General features: G+C 47.3%; 24 protein-coding genes. 22 read left to right on the top strand and 2 right to left on the bottom strand.

The annotated features are described in order from the left end of the window. The first annotated feature begins 93 nt into the window (after positions 1-93). The 15 genes from KNO76_RS03195 (at position 94) to KNO76_RS03125 (ending at position 12505) form a co-directional block, all read left to right on the top strand. A complete protein-coding gene (locus KNO76_RS03195; RefSeq protein ID WP_026825087.1) occupies positions 94-321 on the top strand; it encodes a hypothetical protein in 228 nt (75 codons plus the stop codon). Further along, positions 318-725 (top strand): ATP synthase subunit I, encoded by a 408-nt coding sequence (locus tag KNO76_RS03190; protein ID WP_214882482.1) that lies wholly within the window; start codon positions 318-320, stop codon positions 723-725. The genes KNO76_RS03195 and KNO76_RS03190 overlap by 4 nt, the downstream gene beginning before the upstream one ends. Next, complete coding sequence (gene atpB, locus KNO76_RS03185) at positions 725-1462, top strand: F0F1 ATP synthase subunit A (protein ID WP_026825089.1); 738 nt, start codon at positions 725-727, stop codon at positions 1460-1462. The genes KNO76_RS03190 and atpB overlap by 1 nt, the downstream gene beginning before the upstream one ends. Before the next feature lie 65 nt (positions 1463-1527). Further along, on the top strand, positions 1528-1749 hold the full coding sequence (gene atpE / locus KNO76_RS03180) for a F0F1 ATP synthase subunit C (RefSeq protein WP_012727360.1): 222 nt from the start codon (positions 1528-1530) through the stop codon (positions 1747-1749). A gap of 71 nt (positions 1750-1820) precedes the next feature. After that, positions 1821-2348, top strand: coding sequence for a F0F1 ATP synthase subunit B (gene atpF / locus KNO76_RS03175; protein WP_026825090.1), 528 nt, complete (start codon positions 1821-1823; stop codon positions 2346-2348). After that, positions 2348-2881 (top strand): F0F1 ATP synthase subunit delta, encoded by a 534-nt coding sequence (locus KNO76_RS03170; protein ID WP_214882469.1) that lies wholly within the window; start codon positions 2348-2350, stop codon positions 2879-2881. The genes atpF and KNO76_RS03170 overlap by 1 nt, the downstream gene beginning before the upstream one ends. An 18-nt stretch (positions 2882-2899) precedes the next feature. Then, positions 2900-4408, top strand: coding sequence for a F0F1 ATP synthase subunit alpha (atpA, locus tag KNO76_RS03165; protein WP_026825092.1), 1509 nt, complete (start codon positions 2900-2902; stop codon positions 4406-4408). A gap of 36 nt (positions 4409-4444) precedes the next feature. Next, positions 4445-5302: an ATP synthase F1 subunit gamma gene (gene atpG, locus KNO76_RS03160; protein ID WP_214882466.1), complete on the top strand. Its 858-nt coding sequence runs from the start codon at positions 4445-4447 to the stop codon at positions 5300-5302. Positions 5303-5351: 49 nt separating this feature from the next. After that, a complete protein-coding gene (gene atpD / locus KNO76_RS03155) occupies positions 5352-6755 on the top strand; it encodes a F0F1 ATP synthase subunit beta (protein WP_371742778.1) in 1404 nt (467 codons plus the stop codon). A 28-nt stretch (positions 6756-6783) separates the two neighbouring features. Next, positions 6784-7194 (top strand): F0F1 ATP synthase subunit epsilon, encoded by a 411-nt coding sequence (locus tag KNO76_RS03150; RefSeq protein ID WP_026825095.1) that lies wholly within the window; start codon positions 6784-6786, stop codon positions 7192-7194. A gap of 148 nt (positions 7195-7342) precedes the next feature. Next, the gene (locus KNO76_RS03145) at positions 7343-8533 is read left to right on the top strand and encodes an EAL and HDOD domain-containing protein (protein WP_214882463.1); all 1191 of its coding nucleotides are present in this window, start codon (positions 7343-7345) and stop codon (positions 8531-8533) included. Between the two features lie 200 nt (positions 8534-8733). After that, positions 8734-8952: a DUF1146 family protein gene (locus KNO76_RS03140; RefSeq protein WP_084483563.1), complete on the top strand. Its 219-nt coding sequence runs from the start codon at positions 8734-8736 to the stop codon at positions 8950-8952. A gap of 238 nt (positions 8953-9190) precedes the next feature. Then, positions 9191-10492: a UDP-N-acetylglucosamine 1-carboxyvinyltransferase gene (gene murA / locus KNO76_RS03135; RefSeq protein WP_214798364.1), complete on the top strand. Its 1302-nt coding sequence runs from the start codon at positions 9191-9193 to the stop codon at positions 10490-10492. Between the two features lie 81 nt (positions 10493-10573). Continuing rightward, complete coding sequence (gene mreB, locus KNO76_RS03130) at positions 10574-11560, top strand: rod shape-determining protein (RefSeq protein WP_026825099.1); 987 nt, start codon at positions 10574-10576, stop codon at positions 11558-11560. A gap of 183 nt (positions 11561-11743) precedes the next feature. Beyond that, complete coding sequence (locus tag KNO76_RS03125) at positions 11744-12505, top strand: SDR family oxidoreductase (RefSeq protein ID WP_214882460.1); 762 nt, start codon at positions 11744-11746, stop codon at positions 12503-12505. A gap of 38 nt (positions 12506-12543) precedes the next feature. On the opposite strand, the gene KNO76_RS03120 is transcribed toward KNO76_RS03125, so the two are convergent. After that, positions 12544-13323: a response regulator gene (locus KNO76_RS03120; RefSeq protein ID WP_214882458.1), complete on the bottom strand. Its 780-nt coding sequence runs from the start codon at positions 13321-13323 to the stop codon at positions 12544-12546. 481 nt (positions 13324-13804) lie between these two features. Between KNO76_RS03120 and KNO76_RS03115 the strand changes: the two genes are divergently transcribed. The 4 genes from KNO76_RS03115 (at position 13805) to KNO76_RS03100 (ending at position 18594) form a co-directional block, all read left to right on the top strand. Next, positions 13805-15760 carry a HAMP domain-containing sensor histidine kinase gene (locus tag KNO76_RS03115; protein ID WP_214882455.1) on the top strand — a complete coding sequence of 652 codons (1956 nt, stop codon included), beginning with the start codon at positions 13805-13807 and terminating at the stop codon, positions 15758-15760. A 98-nt stretch (positions 15761-15858) separates the two neighbouring features. Continuing rightward, positions 15859-16632, top strand: a complete 774-nt coding sequence (locus tag KNO76_RS03110) for a flagellar hook-basal body protein (protein ID WP_214882440.1) — start codon at positions 15859-15861, stop codon at positions 16630-16632. A gap of 11 nt (positions 16633-16643) precedes the next feature. Continuing rightward, positions 16644-17426 carry a flagellar hook-basal body protein gene (locus KNO76_RS03105; RefSeq protein WP_214882438.1) on the top strand — a complete coding sequence of 261 codons (783 nt, stop codon included), beginning with the start codon at positions 16644-16646 and terminating at the stop codon, positions 17424-17426. 64 nt (positions 17427-17490) lie between these two features. Next, positions 17491-18594: a glycerate kinase family protein gene (locus KNO76_RS03100; protein WP_214882436.1), complete on the top strand. Its 1104-nt coding sequence runs from the start codon at positions 17491-17493 to the stop codon at positions 18592-18594. Positions 18595-18611: 17 nt separating this feature from the next. On the opposite strand, the gene mscL is transcribed toward KNO76_RS03100, so the two are convergent. Further along, positions 18612-18992 carry a large conductance mechanosensitive channel protein MscL gene (mscL, locus tag KNO76_RS03095; RefSeq protein ID WP_026825106.1) on the bottom strand — a complete coding sequence of 127 codons (381 nt, stop codon included), beginning with the start codon at positions 18990-18992 and terminating at the stop codon, positions 18612-18614. Positions 18993-19186: 194 nt separating this feature from the next. Here mscL and KNO76_RS03090 point away from each other — a divergent pair, with 194 nt between their 5' ends. The 3 genes from KNO76_RS03090 to KNO76_RS03080 are packed head-to-tail and all read left to right on the top strand — an operon-like array spanning position 19187 to position 20350. Then, positions 19187-19447 (top strand): DNA-directed RNA polymerase subunit beta, encoded by a 261-nt coding sequence (locus tag KNO76_RS03090; protein WP_026825107.1) that lies wholly within the window; start codon positions 19187-19189, stop codon positions 19445-19447. A gap of 13 nt (positions 19448-19460) precedes the next feature. Beyond that, positions 19461-19883: a 3-hydroxyacyl-ACP dehydratase FabZ gene (gene fabZ / locus KNO76_RS03085; protein WP_026825108.1), complete on the top strand. Its 423-nt coding sequence runs from the start codon at positions 19461-19463 to the stop codon at positions 19881-19883. Between the two features lie 11 nt (positions 19884-19894). Beyond that, the gene (locus KNO76_RS03080) at positions 19895-20350 is read left to right on the top strand and encodes a hypothetical protein (protein WP_214882433.1); all 456 of its coding nucleotides are present in this window, start codon (positions 19895-19897) and stop codon (positions 20348-20350) included. Positions 20351-20386 lie beyond the last annotated feature (36 nt).

Raw genomic sequence — 20386 nt, 5'->3', positions numbered from 1 at the left:
CTATTACTCTGAACTTGTGTGACTTTTGATGGTCACGCGAGTGTGAATTAGTGAAGAACAGAGGATCACGTAATGCTCGAAAGGAGGATTCTGATGGCGAAAAAAGACAATCGTTATCTATCCTACGCCTCGCTCGCTTCACAAATCTCGACAGCACTTGCCGGACCGATCGTCATTGGTTATCTCGTCGGACAGTACGGCGAAAGACGTGAATTTTGGGGCACGTTTGGTTGGAATGTGTCGATTATCCTCGGACTCGTGTTCGGGATTACGGCGCTAGTTCTCACCCTTCGGAGTTTATTGACAGGAGAGGACGAATGAATACGATTCAAGCAGACAGAAAAGCGCAGAAAGAATTGATGAAGCGTTATACGAAATGGTTTACCGTCTGGTTTGCAATTTTGTTGATTGGCGCCCTCATCATCCCGATGTATAAATCCGTATTTCTCGGGTTGTTCATCGGCGGGGTCGGAAGTCTCATTATTCTACATATGCAGAATCGAAGCGTCATTCGCATGTATGACGTCATCGAGCATGGACGACGACCAAAGTCGCATGGGACCGTTTCAAGAATGGCGGTCGGTGCGTTAGCAGTGATAGTCGGTCTTCTCTACGAGGATCGGGTGTCCGTCATAGCGGTGGTAACTGGTCTAATCGCCGGCCACATCATACAATTTGGCGAGTTTACACTTGCCCAGCTCAGCAGGAAAAGAGGTGAATATTAATGGGTCATGAGTTTCCCACATATTCTCTGCACTTTGGGGACTATACGTTATACGGGAGCTGGACGAACGTCATTACAGTGCTAATAGCAGCTTTACTCGTCTTCGCATTCGCCATCTGGGGGACAAGACGTTTGGCTATGAAGCCGACTGGCAAACAAAACTTCATGGAATTCTTCGCAGAGTTCGTACGTGGAATCATCGCAAGTGCGATGGACTGGAAGACAGGTGGCCGCTTTATCGGATTTGGGATGACGTTGATTTTGTTCATTCTCTTCTCAAACTTGATGGGTCTACCGTTTAACGTCATTTCCGGACACTATCTGTGGTTCAACTCACCGACGGCCGATCCTTACGTAACCTTGGCGTTGTCGACACTCGTCGTTGCAATGTCGCACTATTATGGGGTGAAGCTACACGGATTGAAACACTATTCGGCGGAGTTCGTGAAACCAGTTTGGTTCTTGCTTCCGATCAAATTGATTGAGGAGTTTGCAAACACGTTGACGCTCGGTTTGCGTCTATACGGTAACATCTTTGCCGGTGAAATCATGATTACCATCATCTTGGGACTCGCGATTACAGCCGAAGGAGCACTTAACCCACTCGGCGCAATCTTTGCGGTCTTCCCAATGATTCTATGGCAAGGTTTTTCAATCTTTATCGGGGTTATCCAATCCTACATTTTCCTGACGCTTGCAATGGTGTACATCGGGCACAAAGCTTCGGCCGAACATTAATTCGGACATCTCGCCAAAGCGTTACAATCAAATTATTTACTTAACTTTTAGGAGGAATATACACAATGGAACAACTCAATCTTCTCGCAACAGCACTTGTTATCGGACTTGGAGCACTCGCAGCTGGTATCGGTAACGGTTTGATCGTATACGGAACAGTACAAGGACAAGCACGTCAACCAGAACTCAAAAACGAACTTCGTCAAACGATGTTCATCGGTATCGGTTTGGTTGAGGCCCTCCCGATCATCGGTGTGGCTGTCGGTTTCCTTCTCCTCAACTCTTGATTTCGAGTTAACGAGAATAGCATAAGAGGGAGCACGTCTCCCTCACTTATTTAGTCAAGAGGAGGGTATGCATGGATACGATGATGATTGCAGCTGGTGCTGGCGGCGAAGGCCTCCGCATTCTGGATATGATCTTTACAATTTTCACATTCCTCGTACTCTTGGCCCTGTTGAAGAAATTTGCTTGGGGACCACTCCTTGGAATGATGAGACAGCGTGAAGAGTATGTAGCGAACGAAATTGAACTCGCTGAAAAGAGCCGCAAAGATGCGGAAAACTATGTCGTCGAACAACGTGATGCACTTAGTGCGGCACGTACAGAGTCGAAAGAAATGCTCGATGCAAGCCGTCGACAAGCAGAAGCGGAACAAGCACGCTTGGTGGAGCAGGCGCGTTTGGAATCCGAACAAATTAAAATCGAGGCAGAGAAAGCGATTGAGCGCGAGCGTGAGCTTGCGAAACAATCCCTTCAAACCGAAGTCGTCACACAGGCGCTCTCGGCAGCACGCCACGTCCTTCAATCAGACCTTAAAGGCGATGAAGCGAAACAACGTGCCCTCGTCACAGACTTCCTGTCTAAAGCGAAAGGTGCGAACTGATGAACGCATCATTAGCAAAACGCTATGCCAAAGCGCTCTTCGACTTAGCGCGGGAACAAGGCACGCTCGACCAAGTCGAAGCGGAAGTGCGTCTGCTCGATGAAGTGCTCCACGCGACTCCTGAACTCATGGATCTCTTAACAAATCCGGCAGTCAGTGACAGCGAGCTTGCACAACTTTTAAAAGACAGCTTTGGTGATATGACGGCGATTGTCGTGAACACACTTCTCGTCATGGTCGAGAACGACCGTGCGTCAGAGGTTCGCGCATTGCCACGTTACGTCCGCGATTTCATCAACGACTACCGTGGGATTGCAGAGGGTATTGTCACAAGCGCCTTCCCGTTGTCGGCAACAGACTTGAAAGACGTTGAACTCGTCTTTGGAGAGAAGCTTGGGAAGACGCTCCAATTGAAGAACGTCGTCGATGAAGAAGTCATCGGTGGACTCCGTGTCCAGGTCGGATACACGACGTACGATGATACGATCGAAACGAAACTTACACGCCTTGAGCGTGAATTGTTGAATGCGTAAGAAATAGGGGTGAATTCAATGACAATCAAAGCTGAAGAAATCAGCGCCCTGCTAAAAGAACGAATCGCTTCGTACGGTTCTGAAATCGAAGTCAGTGAGACAGGTACAGTCATTCAAGTAGGTGACGGTATCGCTCGTGCACATGGACTCGATAACGTTATGGCGGGGGAACTCGTAGAGTTCTCTAACGGCGTAATGGGCTTGGCGCAAAATTTAGAAGAAGGTAACGTCGGGATTATCATCCTTGGCGATTACAAAGGCATCAAAGAAGGCGACTCTGTCAAACGTACAGGTCGCATCATGGAAGTTCCAGTTGGTGAAGCACTCCTCGGACGTGTCGTGAACCCGCTCGGACAACCAATCGATGGTCAAGGACCAATCGTGACCGACAACTATAACCCGATTGAGCGTAAAGCTTATGGCGTTATGGCACGTAAATCAGTTCACGAACCACTTCAAACAGGAATTAAGGCGATTGACGCCCTCGTTCCAATCGGTCGTGGTCAGCGTGAGCTCATCATCGGTGACCGTCAAACAGGTAAAACATCGGTTGCGATCGATACAATCATCAACCAAAAAGAAGAAAATATGATTTGTATTTACGTTGCTATCGGTCAGAAAGAATCGACTGTACGTGGCGTAGTAGAGACGCTTCGTCAAAACGGCGCGCTCGACTATACAATCGTTGTTTCGGCATCGGCATCACAGCCGGCACCACTTCTTTACCTCGCACCATTCGCAGGGGTATCGATGGGTGAGTACTTCATGGACCGTGGACAACACGTCCTCGTCGTATATGATGATCTCTCGAAACAAGCGGCAGCTTACCGTGAGCTCTCGCTACTTCTCCGCCGTCCTCCAGGCCGCGAAGCCTACCCAGGGGATGTCTTCTACCTCCACTCACGCCTTCTTGAGCGTGCGGCGAAGTTGAACGACGAACTCGGCGGTGGTTCATTGACAGCACTTCCGTTCATCGAGACACAAGCATCGGATATCTCAGCATATATTCCGACAAACGTTATTTCGATCACGGATGGTCAGATTTTCCTTCAGTCGGACCTCTTCTTCTCTGGGGTACGTCCAGCGATTAACGCCGGTCTTTCAGTATCACGTGTTGGTGGTTCGGCTCAGGTGAAGGCGATGAAGAAAGTTGCTGGTACACTTCGTCTTGACCTCGCATCATACCGTGAGCTTGAAGCGTTCGCACAGTTCGGGTCAGATCTCGATAAAGCGACGCAAGCGAAGTTGAACCGTGGTCAGCGTACGGTTGAAGTCTTGAAACAAGACTTGAACGAACCGCTTTCTGTAGACAAGCAAGTTATCATCATCTACGCACTCACGAAAGGTCATCTCGATGACATCCCAGTCGAAGACATTCGTCGTTTTGAAACAGAAATGAACGCATGGCTCGACCAAAACCGTAAAGACCTCTGCCGTGAAATCCGTCAGACAGGAAACCTTCCTTCAGACGAGGCAATGGTCGATGCAATTACGGAATTCAAAAAGACGTTCTCGCCATCGGTTTAATCCGGTGACGAGCGTCTATTAAGGTGGTGAATCGAAATGGCATCATTACGTGAGATCCAGATGCGGATCACCTCGACCCAAAGCACGAAGCAAATCACGAAAGCGATGAACATGGTGTCGGCGTCGAAGTTGAACCGGGCCCAAGGGAACAACGCCAACTTCAAACCGTACATGGAAAAGTTGGAAGAAGTCATCTCGTCGATCGCCGGTGGTACATCAGGCGCGACACACCCGATGCTTCAAGTACGTCCCGTCAAACGGACTGGTTATATCGTCATCACGTCAGACCGTGGACTCGCAGGCGGATATAACGCCAGTGTCTTGCGTGACGTGTACCGTGAACTGAAAGACAAGCACGCATCAACAGATGAGTATCGTCTTTATGTAATCGGAAAAGTCGGTGTCCAGTTCTTCAAGTCACGCAACATTCCGGTGTATAGCGCGATGACAGGGCTAAACGACCAACCAACTTTTGTTGAAGTCACAGAAATCGTCAAACAGACGGTTGGTGCCTTCAGCGAGAGCGAGATTGATGAATTGAAGCTCTGCTTCAACTCATTCATCTCGGTCATCAGCCAAGAAGTGAAGATTCAACAATTGCTCCCGCTCGGGGATATCGAACAGTCCGCATCCAATGTGATGTATGAATACGAACCAGAAGAAGAAACGATCTTAGCGGCGCTCCTCCCACGTTATGCGGAAGGACTCATCTACGGCGCATTGCTCGATGCGAAAGTATCAGAGCACGCAGCCCGGATGACGGCGATGGCGAATGCGACGGATAATGCGGATGAGCTCATTCGCGGACTCAAACTCAAATTCAACCGCGCGCGTCAAGCAGCGATCACACAAGAAATCACAGAGATTGTCGGAGGTGCGGCGGCGCTGGAATAAGCGCGCGCCCTCTAGATTGTAGGAGGCTAACACGATGAACGAATACGGCATGAAAGGCCGCGTAGTCGCAGTCATGGGCCCAGTTATCGACGTGAAGTTCGACAACCACTTACCGAACATCTACAATGCTCTCAAAGTCACTCACGTGGCAGCGACGGCAGAAGATGTTAGTGTCGACTTGACGCTCGAAGTAGCTGTTCACCTTGGTGACGACACGGTCCGTACGATTGCGATGGACTCAACTGACGGCGTTCGCCGCGGTATGGAAGTACTTGACTTAGGCTCACCGATTTCGGTACCGGTTGGAGAAATGACACTTGGACGTGTCTTCAACGTTCTTGGTAACCCAATCGATGATAAAGAAGTGGCAGCTGACGTGCTTCGTGCACCGATTCACCGTCAAGCGCCAACATTCGACGAATTGTCAACGAAAGTTGAAATCCTTGAAACAGGGATCAAAGTCGTCGACCTTCTCGCACCTTATATCAAAGGTGGTAAAATCGGACTCTTCGGTGGTGCCGGTGTAGGGAAGACCGTTCTCATCCAGGAACTCATCAACAACATTGCGCAAGAGCACAGCGGGATTTCTGTATTCGCAGGAGTCGGTGAGCGTACACGTGAAGGAAATGACTTGTTCCACGAGATGACGGACTCAGGAGTTATCAAGCAAACAGCGATGGTATTCGGGCAGATGAACGAACCACCAGGCGCACGTCTTCGTGTTGCCTTAACTGGTTTGACAATGGCGGAATACTTCCGTGACGAGCAGGGACAAGACGTTCTTCTCTTCGTCGATAACATTTTCCGTTTCACACAAGCAGGTTCGGAAGTTTCGGCCCTTCTCGGACGTATGCCATCGGCGGTAGGTTACCAGCCGACACTTGCTACTGAAATGGGTATGCTTCAAGAACGGATTACATCGACTGCCAAAGGATCAGTTACATCGATTCAAGCGGTATATGTACCGGCCGATGACTATACAGACCCGGCTCCAGCGACAACGTTCGCTCACCTTGATGCAACAACGAACCTTGAGCGTCGTCTTTCAGAGATGGGAATTTACCCAGCCGTTGACCCACTCGCTTCAACATCACGTGCCCTTTCACCTGACATCGTCGGAAAAGAGCATTATGCGGTAGCACGTGACGTGCAGCAGACGCTTCAACGCTATAAAGAACTTCAAGACATCATCGCAATCCTTGGGATGGACGAGTTGTCTGAAGACGACAAACTCACGGTTCACCGTGCACGTCGTATTCAGTTCTTCTTATCACAAAACTTCCACGTGGCTGAGCAGTTTACAGGCCAAAAAGGTTCGTACGTACCAGTCAAAGAGACAGTTCGTGGCTTCAAAGAGATCCTCGAAGGTAAACACGATGATCTCCCTGAAGATGCATTCCGTCTCGTCGGTCCAATCGAAGACGTCATCGAAAAAGCGAAGACGTTGGTCTAAGACCTACGCGGAAGGGGGAAACTAGACGATGAATACTGTTCACGTCAACGTCGTCACCCCAGATGGTGCAGCCTTTGAAGGGGACGCACGAATGGTCATCGCCAAATCGGTCACTGGTGAGCTTGGTATTTTACCGAAGCACATCCCGATGGTGACACCACTCGACGTCTCAGTCCTCAAACTGCGCCACGAAGATGGTGGACGCACGCTGATCGCAATCAGCGGTGGTTTCATGGAAGTTCGTCCCGATACGGTGACGATCTTAGCTGAAACAGCCGAAATGGCGGATAAGATTGACTATGACCGCGCTTCTGCGGCGAAAGTTCGGGCCGAACGTCGTCTTCAAGACTCAAAGCTCTCAGAACTCGAATTCCGTCGTGCGGAGCTTGCGCTTAAAAAAGCGATCAACCGCTTGAGCATTCGCGATATCAATGAATAATCATGACTCTCACACGAAAGTGTGGGAGTTTTTTTGGTTCGAGTAAAAGATGGGTCTTTTGTCGTGCTTCTAAATGACATGACTAGTATAAAATATATAGGAGAAGACCGATAATAAGAGTGGGAATGATTGCAAAGGAGATTAAAAGATGAAAGTTTACGTTGCGCGACAACCGATTTTTGATCAACAATTACGTGTTTGCGGCTATGAATTGTTATATCGCCGCAGCGAAGATAATATCTTTGAAAATGTCGATGATTCGTTAGCGACGGCCGATGTCATCCATAACGCATACCTCGTCTTTAATTTTCGGGAGTTGACGGAGGGGACACGTGCATTTATCAACTTTCCTCAGACGCTGATTGAAGGAGAAGTGCCGTCACTGCTACCTCGTCAATCGCTCGTCATTGAAGTGCTCGAACATGTCGAACCGACTGAAAAAGTTTTACATGCTCTTCGTTCATTGAGACGTCAAGGGTATACGATTGCACTTGATGATTTCGTGTTTGAGGAGAAGTATCGGCCATTGATCGGATTGGCCGACATCATCAAAATCGATTATCAGGCGACACCAGTGGATCAACAACAAAAATTGATTGATGCACTTGGACATCGGGTTGAATTTTTAGCGGAAAAAATCGAAACACCGGCAGAGTACGAGATTGCGAAACGATTAGGTTATAAAATGTTTCAAGGCTACTTCTTCAGTCGTCCGATTGTTGTTCACGGGGCTGAAGTTCATCCGTTACATCATACGCTCACTGAAATGTTAAAAGAGCTCGATCGTCCGGAACCGAGTTTCCAGCGCATTTCAGCGCAAATCGAGCGAAGTGTCGACTTATCCTATAAGATGCTCCGTACGGTCAATACGGTGTATCAAAAAGGTCGTCGCACGATTCAATCGATCGAACAAGCCGTCGCGCGAATCGGATTGGATGAGTTGAAGCGGTGGTCGTATTTGATGTTACTTCGGGAGATGCAAACGTCTGAGTCAAAAGAATTAATTAAACAGAGCGTTATTCGTGGCAAGATGATGGAATTGATTGCAGAGGACACGTTAGATGATGTATCACCGTTTGATGCGTTTATTACCGGGATTTTCTCATCACTCGATGTCATTTTGGATGAGTCGATGCAAGCGCTGATTGTGGAGTTGCCGGTAGCGCCTTTTGTGAAGGCAGCGCTCCTTGGGGAACAGAATGGGCTACGAGTGTTACTCGAAGAAGTCATCGCTTATGAAAAGTTGACAATTCCTATTCATAACACAAATTCAGATTGGTCTCAATATTATGTCGAAGCAATTCGTTGGTCACGTAGCCTTGACGAATCCGATGAATGATGTTTGAAATATGTGAGGGGCGTCAATTAATGTAGTAAGACCTTACTGCTGATGACGTCCTTTTTGGTGTGCTTGTAGAGAAAGTGAATTGGTCGAATGGTTCAAACCGCTCGAAGCTTGAGACACTGAGTCTTTTTTTCTCTAACATGACATGATATGATTAAAAATGGTACGAATTTTAGAAAAGAGGGGAATCGTCGATGATCAATACCGTATTTTCGCTAGCGATTTACGTTATAGCGATTTACGTCGCTTGGTGGGCGCTCTTACCCGTCAAATGGGATAAGTTGCTCAATCAAGTGAAGAGTCCGCAAGCAGCAGTTTTGCGTGTTCTCGTAGCTGTCGTCTTCGGTTCACTGATTGCCCAGTTCTTTTTGGAGTATATCCGATTGGCGCAGGCGCTCGCACCTATACAGTAGTCGCAGAATATTTAACAAACTGTAATCCTGCTGTAACGACTCCTATATGATTATCATGTAGGATAAATTCGTCTGACATGATGCGTTTTCATTTCGTTTGCATTTATTTATTTCATTTTTTGTGAAATGAAAAACCATCACGTTTTACAAACCATTCTAATAATCGACATCATCACATCCGGAAACGGATCACGACGCATTATATAAAAAACAACGAAGTTGGAGGACAAAGAGAGATATGAAGGATTTGATTGTAGTCCGTGGAGGACGTAAACTGTCAGGTACTGTACGCGTTGAGGGAGCAAAAAACGCCGTACTTAAAACATTGGTTGCCACTCTATTAGCTAGCGAAGGAAAGTCAATCTTACAAAATGTACCACGTCTTGCTGACGTGTACACGATTAATAAAGTACTTCGTCACCTCGGTGCAGAGGTATCGTTCAATGAAGAAAAGAATGAAGTAACTGTCGATGCGTCGGGCAACATCAAAGATGAAGCACCGCTTGAGTACGTCCGTAAGATGCGTGCTTCAATCCTCGTCATGGGACCTCTTCTCGCTCGTCTTGGTCATGCTCGTGTAGCGATGCCAGGCGGATGCTCGATCGGCTCACGTCCAATTGACCTCCATTTAAAAGGATTCGAAGCGATGGGTGCGAAGACGGTCATCGGGAACGGATTCGTAGAAGCCTCTGTAGAAGGTCGCCTTCAGGGTGCTAAGATTTACTTGGACTTCCCATCTGTTGGTGCGACTGAGAACATCATGATGGCTGCTGTGCTCGCAGAGGGTACGACCATCATCGAAAACGTTGCAAAAGAACCTGAAATCGTAGACCTTGCGAACTTTTTGAACGGAATGGGCGCACACGTACGCGGTGCAGGTACAGAAACGATTCGCATCGAAGGTGTGGAAGCACTCCGCGGGGCAGAGCACTCAATCATTCCTGATCGCATCGAAGCAGGTACATTCCTCGTCGCCGGCGCGATTACAGGAAGTGACATCGAAGTCATCGGCGCAGAACGTGAACATCTTCGTCCACTCATTTCAAAAATGGAAGAGATGGGTGTTCGTTTCGAGGATACTGCTGAAGGCATGCGTGTCTCAGCACCGGATGAGTTGAAGCCGGTTGATGTGAAGACAATGCCACACCCTGGATTCCCGACAGACATGCAATCGCAAATGATGGCACTCGTCTTGAAAGCAGGTGGCACATCTGTCATTACGGAAACGGTGTTCGAGAATCGTTTCATGCACGTGGAAGAGTTCCGTCGCATGAATGCGGATATTAAGATTGAAGGACGTTCAGCAATCGTCAAAGGAGGCGTAGGCCTTCAAGGAGCAGAGGTCGTTGCAACTGACCTTCGTGCTGGAGCATCACTTATTCTCGCAGGTCTTATCGCAGAAAAAGAGACTCGCGTTGGTGATTTATATCATATCGATCGTGGATACGTCGACTTCCACAAGAAACTTCAAGCACTCGGTGCAGACATCGAGCGTATTGAAGGGACTGTCGAAGCTGCTGAAGAAATGGTTCAGAACTAAGAGACGAACACGAAATAGAGGGCGAGGAGAGACTCTTCTCGCTCTTTTCAATGAAGAAACGAACGGAGGAACCTACACATCATGTTTTCAAAAGATATCGGGATTGATTTAGGGACAGCAAATGTTGTCATTCACGTCAAAGGGAAAGGAATCGTCTTAGACGAGCCTTCAGTCGTTGCGATGAAACGTTCTACAGGGAAAGTACTAGCAGTCGGTTCAGAAGCGTATGAGATGGTTGGTCGTACACCTGGTGATATCGTAGCGATTCGTCCTCTCCGTGATGGAGTCATCGCCGATTTCGCCACTACAGAAGAAATGCTCCGTCACTTCATCGAAAAAATTCAAGTCCGAGGCTTCTTCGGAGGCATTCGTATGTTGATTTGTACACCTGCGAACGTCACACCGGTCGAAGCAAAAGCGATTCGCGAAGCAGCTGAGAAAGCAGGAGCGAAAGAGGTCTTTCTTGCCGTAGAACCGAAAGCGGCAGCCGTCGGTTCAGGCATGGATATTTGGAAGCCAGTCGGTCACATGATCATCGATATCGGTGGTGGGACGACAGACGTCGCCATCCTCTCGATGGGAGACATCGTCTGTGGTGAAACAATCAAGATTGCCGGGGACCGTTTCGATACGGACATCCTTCGCGCCATCAAAGAAAAGCATAAGCTCATCATCGGGGAGCGTACAGCCGAGCAAATAAAGAAAGAAATTGCAACCGTATTCCCAGGTGGGCGCAATGAAACGATGGATATTCGTGGACGTGACATGGTACGTGGATTGCCACGTACGGTGACCATCACGTCGGAAGAACTTCGCGAAGCAATGGCTGAATCAGCCAATGAAATCGTCGAAGCGACGAAGCGGGTGTTAGAACAGACACCACCAGAACTCGCAGCTGATATTATTGACCGTGGCATCATCATGACAGGTGGAGGATCACTCCTTCACGGCCTTGACCAACTCGTAGCAGAGCGCGTCATGCTTCCAGTCATGATGGCCGAGGAGCCGACACTCAGTGTCGCGCACGGGACAGGCATCATGCTCGAGAACTTAGATCGATTGAAGTAACCGCGCGAGCGGTCGCTTGTTTTGTATAGGTAGACGAGTTTTTCGTTCATGAAATGTTTCTTCACTACCTATAACTGGATAAAATTGTATATAATGAAATCAACAATTCAAGAGAGGGAAATCATGATGGCACCGATTTACTAGAGAACTGAACGGAATAAACCAATAGAAACGGGGGACATCATGAACAAACCACTTACGCTTATCACGGGAGTCAGCCGTAATCAAGGGATCGGAGCTGCGATTGCGCGAAAACTTGCCTCTGAAGGACATGACTTGTACTTAACACACTGGAGTTTGTTTGATGCTTCAGAAGGTATCGGAGAAGAAAGAGGTTTTATCGAACGATTGGTTCAAGAATTGACCGAGAGAGGTGCCCGTGTCGAGCACGAGGCTTACGATTTGGCTTCAGGAGACGAACTCGGTCTACTCGATCGAATCGAGGCTAAACTTGGTGTACCGAGCAGATTGATTCATAATGCCACATATGAGCGTCACGTCAATGTCGAGAACTTTGAGACTGCGGTCTTGAGAAAGCATTACATAGTGAATAACGAAGGGGCACTTGGGCTCACATTTGCGTTTATTGAACGCTATAAACAAGCGGGACATCAAGATGGTCGAATCCTGTTTTTTGTATCGGGAGGGGCGGATGCAAACAACCTAGCCTACATTGCAACGAAAGGCGCTTTGATTGCCATCACACCTGCGTTGGCGAACGGATTAGGAGAGTACGGCATTTCGGTGAATGCGCTCGATCCGGGTCCGACAGATACGGGGTGGATTAACGACGAACTTCGCGAACATCTGCTGCCATTGTTTCCGTACAAGCGAGTGGGAACGCCTGAAGATACAGCTCGTTTTGTTTCTTTCTTGATGGGGAGAGACGGGGCATGGGTGAACGGACAACATCTTCATGTGGATGGTGGTTTCACGGGACGCTAATACAAAAAGGCATCTTGCTTTTTGCGAGATGCCTTTTCTTAGTGCCACGTATAGTCTTTGTCGACAAACAAGCGATTTTTCAAGTCCGTTTTTGAAATCGTAGATTCAGTCGCATCAAGCCAATCATAATAATCACATGCACAGGTATCACCAAATTCGATGGAATAGCCATTATTTATCGTATTGACAATAATATCGAGTTCATGTTCAGCTAACGTCTTCTTCAATCGATAAATGGTGTTGTATACGTTGTGTAAGGCGCGTTGTGGTTCATCGATGTCCGGATAAAGTGTTTCAGCAAGCACCCATTTATTAACGACCTGTTTACGATGATAGACCAAATAAGCGAATAACTCCTCCGTTTTTTGCGTTGGCCACTTCACAAGGTTTCCATCTTGTGTTCGTACCGAAAAACGATCCAAGAATTGTATGCGACAAGATTGATGGAGGTTCTTTTGTTGAATTGTCTCATAGCGCTGGATGATACGTGGAATGACATTATGAATCATCTGCTCAGTGATTGGCTTCAACAAGTAATGTGTCGCATGAAGATTGAATGCTTCGACTGCATATTGTTGATGGGCCGTTGTAAAGACGATCTGCGTCCGTTCAGGCAAATAGGTGGCAAGCTCAAGCCCGGTCATTTCAGGCATCTCGATATCTAAAAAGACAAGGTCTACCGGGTGCTTTTGAATAAAAGTGAGAGCTTGAACCGGACTTTGGAACGAACCAATCCACTCAAGAGACGGCTCCTCTTTTATAATCCGCTCCATCATCCCTAAAATATGATGTTCATCTTCAATTAAAATCGTACGCATCTAAGTGATTCGTCCTTTCCTGTTTTAGTAATCGCAATTAAAAGTAAAGGTTAAGTCGAATGTTGCGCCATGGAGGTGCTCAGGTGACTAAGTAGAGGAGCGGCATCGGGTGGTGATGTATAGCAAAGTGCAATCGCGTTTCCAAACGTATTGTAGAGGAAGTGTGTGGTTTGATTTGATGTAACAGTTAACTGGGACGATTGAATTAATCGATTGATGTCGAATCAATAAAGTGAGACTGACGCCAATCAACATCACAAGGATGAAGATAAACGTCATTCGATTACGCGTCATGTGCACATTCCCTTCAATCTTTGTGAGTTTCTTGTGAGGTCCTTCCGTTATTCTTCCTATTAGGTGAATGGATTTTTGAAGTGACTCTCCGTCTCATCATCGTACCCGAACTTTTTTTGTTTGAACAGAAAAAGGTCATTCACCATACGGAATGAGACACTCTAGGAGTAAAGGAAGAAGGCATTCCATGAAACGTTGGATTGAACAACGCATTAGTCGACAAGTTATGACAATTTTCTATATATTGATTGCCTTAGTGACGCTCACGTCGATTGGAACCTATTTTTATACACAGCAATCGATTCAGCAAACGACCGTTCAATTGGAACGGATCAGTGAGCAACGTGCACGGGTGACAGACCTATTTGAAACGTGGCAATCGATGCAATACGAGTTAAGAGGTCACGTGCTTCTTGGAGAAAGTGCTCTATTAGAAGAAGTACGAACAGCTCAGACGAATATCAATGAGCAAACAATCTGGTTCGAGACACAAGCAAAGAATGAAGAAGAAGTACAGTTTGCTGAAGATGCGCGCCTCCTCTTTTCTATCTATACGACGCGCGTCATGCCGGCACTAGAGCAATATGTGGTTGCGAAGCAGGCAGGAGAAATTGATGAATCGTTCCTGCAGATGCGCACCGTAGGACAATTCATGCCGAAAAATGAGACGGCCACTCAGACGCAATTTAAACTGAATTCAACTAGTGCCGCTGATATGAGTGCGAGTATCGTCGATATGGAGTCGGTCTTTACCGATTATCGACAAAATCTTGATTTTCAAGAAAGTGAATTACGAGACTCGCTGTCGAAACAGTTAGTGAAAGCACAATGGATGTGGCTCTTGATTTTACTCGGGGCACTCTTCTTGTTATTCGTCGGCTTACAACCGTATATTTTAAGACTGACAAATCAATTGCAAACGCTGATGGTCAACAGTGAACGACTCTCGAATAATCCGAATGCGACCCTTATTCCAATCAAACCGTTGAAAAACGAAGTCGGACAGTTATCGAAGGCATTTAATGAAATGGCGACCTCCCTTCGGAGCCAACAAGATCAAGTGGATCTCGAACGAGAGAAGACCGCTCGAATTTTGCACACGATGCGCGATTCCATCGTCTACACGGAACTCAAAACGAATGAACGCTTTGGGAACAGTGCGCTCTTTGATTTATATGACCATCCGATTCCGACAACAGAACGGGGCAGTCTATACCCGATTGCGATGTATTACCCGATGTTCATGAATCAAATTGATGATCAAGAGGGACTGAATCGCTTCACGAAGCGTGCTAAAGAAGAGGGCATGTTCGATGAAACGTTCACGTATACGATGCAGGAAGGTCAGAAAACGATTCGCATGTACGCCGAACCGATTGATCTTCAAACGGAACGCGTGGGTGTCATCTTCGTGTCACGAGATATTACCCAGGAAACAGAAATCAATCGCTTGAAGACTGAGCTTGTGGCGACAGTATCTCATGAACTGCGGACGCCTCTTACCTCGATTCTCGGGTTTTCAGAACTACTCAAAAGTCGTCAATTGGAAAACGCGAAACGAGAACGCTATTTAGACATGATTGCGAGTGAGACGAAGCGACTCGAGCGGCTCGTGAGTGACTTGTTAGATGTTCAAAAAATGGAGGCGGGTATGAGCGTACCAGACTTTAAAGTAGAGAGTCTCTATGATTTATTATCAGATTTACTCGAAATTCACGCAGGGTCGACGGAGCATCATTTCTTCCATTTTGATTGTGACGAATCGTTATTCGTCGCAGGAGATCCGGCCCAACTGCGTCAAGTCTTCTCGAACATTCTGAACAATGCCATCAAATATTCACCGAACGGTGGGAATGTGACGATTGATGTCATGTGTGAAGGTGATGTGATTCGAGTCGGAATCAAGGACGAAGGATTAGGTCTTTCGGAAGAAGATGCAGCGCGAATCTTTGATAAATTTTATCGTTCGGCCTCGGAAGAAAGTAAACGGATTGGTGGAACCGGATTAGGTCTATCCATTTGTAAAGAAATCGTTCAACTGCACGGTGGTACCATCTCTGTTCAATCTCAACTTGGCGAAGGAACGACGATGATTGTCGAGTTACCGATGGTCGAGCATGTCAACGAAGAAAGATCATCCTAATTTTGGGGATGAACTTTTTTTGAAAAAACGGTGAATGTCACGCTCGTTTGGTACGATATAAAGAGTGAATCATGTTATAGGAAGAAAGGAAGACGATTATGCTACGCGGATTATATACAGCAGCGGGTGCGATGAATGCCCTGCAACGCCAACAAGAGATTTTGAGCAACAACCTTGGTAATGTGAGAACACCAGGCTTCAAAGCATCTGACGGCGTGGTCCGATCGTTTCCGGAGATGTTACTCGCGCAAGTCAGTAACCCAGATAACGGGAAGTCGCGTGTGAAAGGAGAGGTAGGGACTCTTTCGATGGGTGTCTATCTTCAAGAAACGATGCCCCGTTTCTCAGCTGGGAGTATCACAGAATCCGGTAGCCCGACAGACCTTTATTTAAAAGCACCTACTAATTTTACGGGAGCCCCGATGTTTGCAGTCGAACAGGGCGGCGAGACGTTATATACGACAAATGGACGTTTCTCGATTGATGAGGCGTTCTTCCTTCGTTCTGCGGACGGCGGATATATCCTTTCTGATGAAGGAGAACGGATCCAACTGCCATCGAGTGAGTTTCAAGTAGGAAAAGATGGCGTCATCACTTCGCTCGGGCAAAACGTGGTGACACTCGGTGCTTATCAAATCGATGACTTGACGACGCTTGAACAAGTCGGGAATGACTGGCGTGTGACGGGGGATGCACCTGCACCGGCCCAGGTCGAAGTGTTACAAGGATTTATTGAAGAAGCGAATGTCAATCTCGATCAGACGATGGCAGATCTTATGATGACGTATCGTCAGTTCGAGGCGAATCAAAAAGTCGTCCAAGCGTATGATAAAAGTGCCGAGCGGGCGATCGAAATCGCTCGTATTCGTTAAGGAGGAGAACCATGCAGTCCATTTATAACTCGGTCAACTCTCTGTCTCAACTCCAACGTCAATTGGATGTGACAGGTCACAATATCGCAAACGTCGATACGGTCGGCTTCAAGCGGCAACAAGGTCATTTTGCTTCGCTATTGTCGCAGGCGTATAACAACCAACCGCGCCCGGAATTTGAAATTGGCCGTGATACGCCGAATGGGATTCGAATCGGCGTTGGTGGACATGTCGCCGACATCACACAACAATTCAATATCGGACAAGTACGTACGACAGATCGCGGTTTGGACGTCTTCTTGAAGGCGAGCCGTCAATTTTTCGTTGTGGACACACCGAATGGCGTCGGTGTGACACGCAGTGGGAATATGCAACTGTCAGTTGGTGACGAGACGACACTTGTCGATGTGAACGGAAACCCGCTTCTTGGAGATGACGGCAATCCGATTACGATGCCGAACGATGCGACGAATCAGCGTATTCGCCAAGATGGCGTAGTCGTCGCAAGCATGAACGGAGTGGAACAAGAATTTGGACGTCTCGACATCGTGGAAGTCCGCAATACATCGGAATTAAGACCGCTTGGGGATAACGTGTTCGCAGCGGATTTGGAGACCGAAGTCGATCGTCCGCTCGGAAATCTATTGATTGAAGGGACACTCGAGTCATCGAACGTTGATTTGACGAAAGAGATGACCGACATGACCATTACACAACGTGCGTATCAAATGAACTCACGGGCCATGTCGATGAGTGATCAAATGATGGGACTTGTCACAGCATTGCGTCCATAACGCATACCGCTTCTCATACCGAGGAGCGGTTTTTATATAACTGAAAGAACAGGAGGATCAACAGATGCGAATCGTGGTTGCGATGGACTCATTCAAAGGCTCACTTTCGAGTATGGAAGCCAATCAAGCCGTCATGCATGCACTCGATGGGCATGAAGTGATCGCTATTCCGATTTCGGACGGAGGTGAGGGGTTTCTTGATGCCTGGTTCAAGTCGCACGAAGATGCGACTGTCGTGGAAGAGGTCGTCACATGTCTGGATGGAGTAGAACGTACCGCTCGATTTGGTTTCGAACCGTCGACGAAACATGCGGTCATCGAAGTGGCAGAAACGACAGGTTTGACACTCCTCTCGCATGTCGACCCGTGGCGCTACAGTTCAATTGGAGTTGGACATCAGATTGTTCAAGCACTAGACTGTGGAGCAAGCGTGATCACCGTTGGGCTTGGCGGGAGCGGAACGATTGATGGTGGGAAAGGATTGCTTGAGGCGCTGGGTGTTCGCTTTTTTGATACGTTCGGGTCAGTGTTATCTACTATCCCGCATCAGATTCATGAGGTAGCATCGATAGATTGGTCAGGGGTCGATCCGAGAGTACGCAACGTCGAGTGGCGAATCGCCTCCGATGTGCGTAATCCGCTGATTGGAGAGAACGGGGCAGCGCATGTGTTCGGTCCTCAGAAAGGATTGGCAGCAGATGAAGTAATCCGATATGACGAAATCCTTGAAAGCTATGCGAATTGTTTTGAACAGGATATGAGAATATGGCAGGGAGGAGGGGCAGCTGGAGGCATCGGGTTTGCGTTCTTACAGCTCGGTGCAACATACATGAAAGGCATCGAAGAAATAGTCAAGTGGTCTAAGATGGAAGAACTGTTGAAAGAGGCAGATTGGCTCATCACAGGAGAAGGAAAGTTTGATGCGCAAAGTCTTGAAGGAAAGGCACCTTACGGATTGGCCCGTCTCGCACATACGTATGGGGTACCGACACTCGTCTTCACAGGACAATCCGATTATACCTCTCATGTGGAATCCGGCATCGTTGCGATTTTTCCGATCGTGTCACGGGTTATGACGTTAGAAGAAGCGATATGGGAAGCGGCCCCGCTGCTAACAAATGCAGTTCGACGTGTACGTCACGTCATTGAAAAAGTGCCTCGACAATAGTCAAGGCGCTTTCGTGTTCACTGGGAACGTTCTTTCAAAAGATCACGAATTTCTGTCAACAATTGTTCTTCTTTCGTAGGAATCGGGGCAGCGGCCTCTTCGACTTCCTTCTCACGTTGCAGACGGTTGATGACTTTTACGATCAAGAAGAGTGCGATGGCAATCAAGACGAAAGATACAATTTGTTGAATGAAGTTCCCGTATAGGACGTCGACGCCAAGTACGCTTACTTTTAAACTAGAAAAATCAATTCCTCCAATAATGATTCCGAGAAGCGGCATAAAAATATCGTTGACGAGCGAGTTCACGATGGCTGTGAATGCTGCACCTAATACGACAGCGATCGCCAAATCGATGACATTTCCTCGCATCGCAAATTTTTTAAATTCTTTCCACATAGACAGTCCTCCTAATATTGAATAGCATAAGCGTAGCATATTTTTAAGAAAAGGAAATAATCGTTCACCTTCTGTCAGGGAAGGATGCTTGTTCGACATTTGTGCATAGGGTACACTAAAAAGGTAGCAATTTATGCATTTTAATACCAGGTACTAATATGATATAATCATTTTAGCTGAAAGGATGGTTGGACGTGGCGAACGATGAACAAACGAGTTCGGAAGAACAAAAAGGTTCACCGGAACAAGAGACAGAGCAGAAAAAGCGATCACGATTGTCGAATCATCGTCGATTCCCGATCTTACTGCGTGTACTCGTTGTTTTAGTGCTGGCAATCGCGATGCTCGCACTCGGAGCGATCATTGGATATAGCGTCATTGGCGGAGGCGATTGGAAAGATGTATTTGACATCGAAACATGGCGCCATATCACCGACTTTTGGCTAACCTCTTAAAGGCGGTGGATGGATGTATACAGTTGAGCAAATCAAAGAAGTAATTCCACACAGATACCCGTTTCTGTTAATTGATCGAATTTTAGAAGTCGAGGAAAAGAAGCGTGCTGTCGGATTAAAAAATGTCACGGCGAACGAAGAGTTCTTTAACGGGCATTTCCCAGACTATAACGTCATGCCAGGCGTCTTGATTGTTGAGGCACTCGCACAGGTCGGTGCTTTCGCGATGTTGAAAGACGAATCAAATCGAGGCAAGCTCGCCTTTTTTGCAGGGATTGACAACTGTCGTTTCAAACGTCAAGTCGTTCCGGGCGATCAGCTGCGTCTTGAGGTGGAAATCATGAAAATACGTGGCCCAATCGGTAAAGGACGTGCCGTGGCTACGGTAGATGGAGAAGTTGCTTGTGAAGCAGAACTCACTTTCGCCTTGAAGTAAGGAGAAATGGGATGCGTGCTTTAGTAATTGTGTTACTAGTTGGCTTAATGACGATTGTGGGCTGTCAGCAACTACAGACGGAAGAGTCGAAAGAAGAAAATGTCGTCTATGAACAAAATGTGGATGAGACGATGATTGAGAAGCGTGCCGGACAATCCGATGCGATTGCCGTTTCGCTCGAACGTACGAATAGTACAACGATGCTCTTTACGATTCGGATGCTTGAAAATCGTCGCCTCGACCCGACGACTGTCATGAGTTATGAGGTCGATGGAGAACGGATTGCGATTCCGTTTGGTGAATTGATTGCAGAACGGGAAGAAGACATTCGAAAGTATGAATATCAGACAGACGTAGACCCTGAACTTTTCGTATCGGAAACACTTCCGCTCTTCCATCTCGTAGAGGAAGGCGAATCAGAAGTTACGATTCCGCTCGAAATTGTCAATTCGACAAATATTGAATAGAAACAGACGATTTTGTTGAAAATCGTCTGTTTCTTT

It is taken from the genome of Exiguobacterium sp. s101 (assembly GCF_018617835.1).
GTDB lineage: Bacteria > Bacillota > Bacilli > Exiguobacteriales > Exiguobacteriaceae > Exiguobacterium > Exiguobacterium marinum.
The sequence above is the reverse complement of the archived record's forward strand: the minus strand, read 5'-3'. Positions and strand labels throughout refer to the sequence as shown.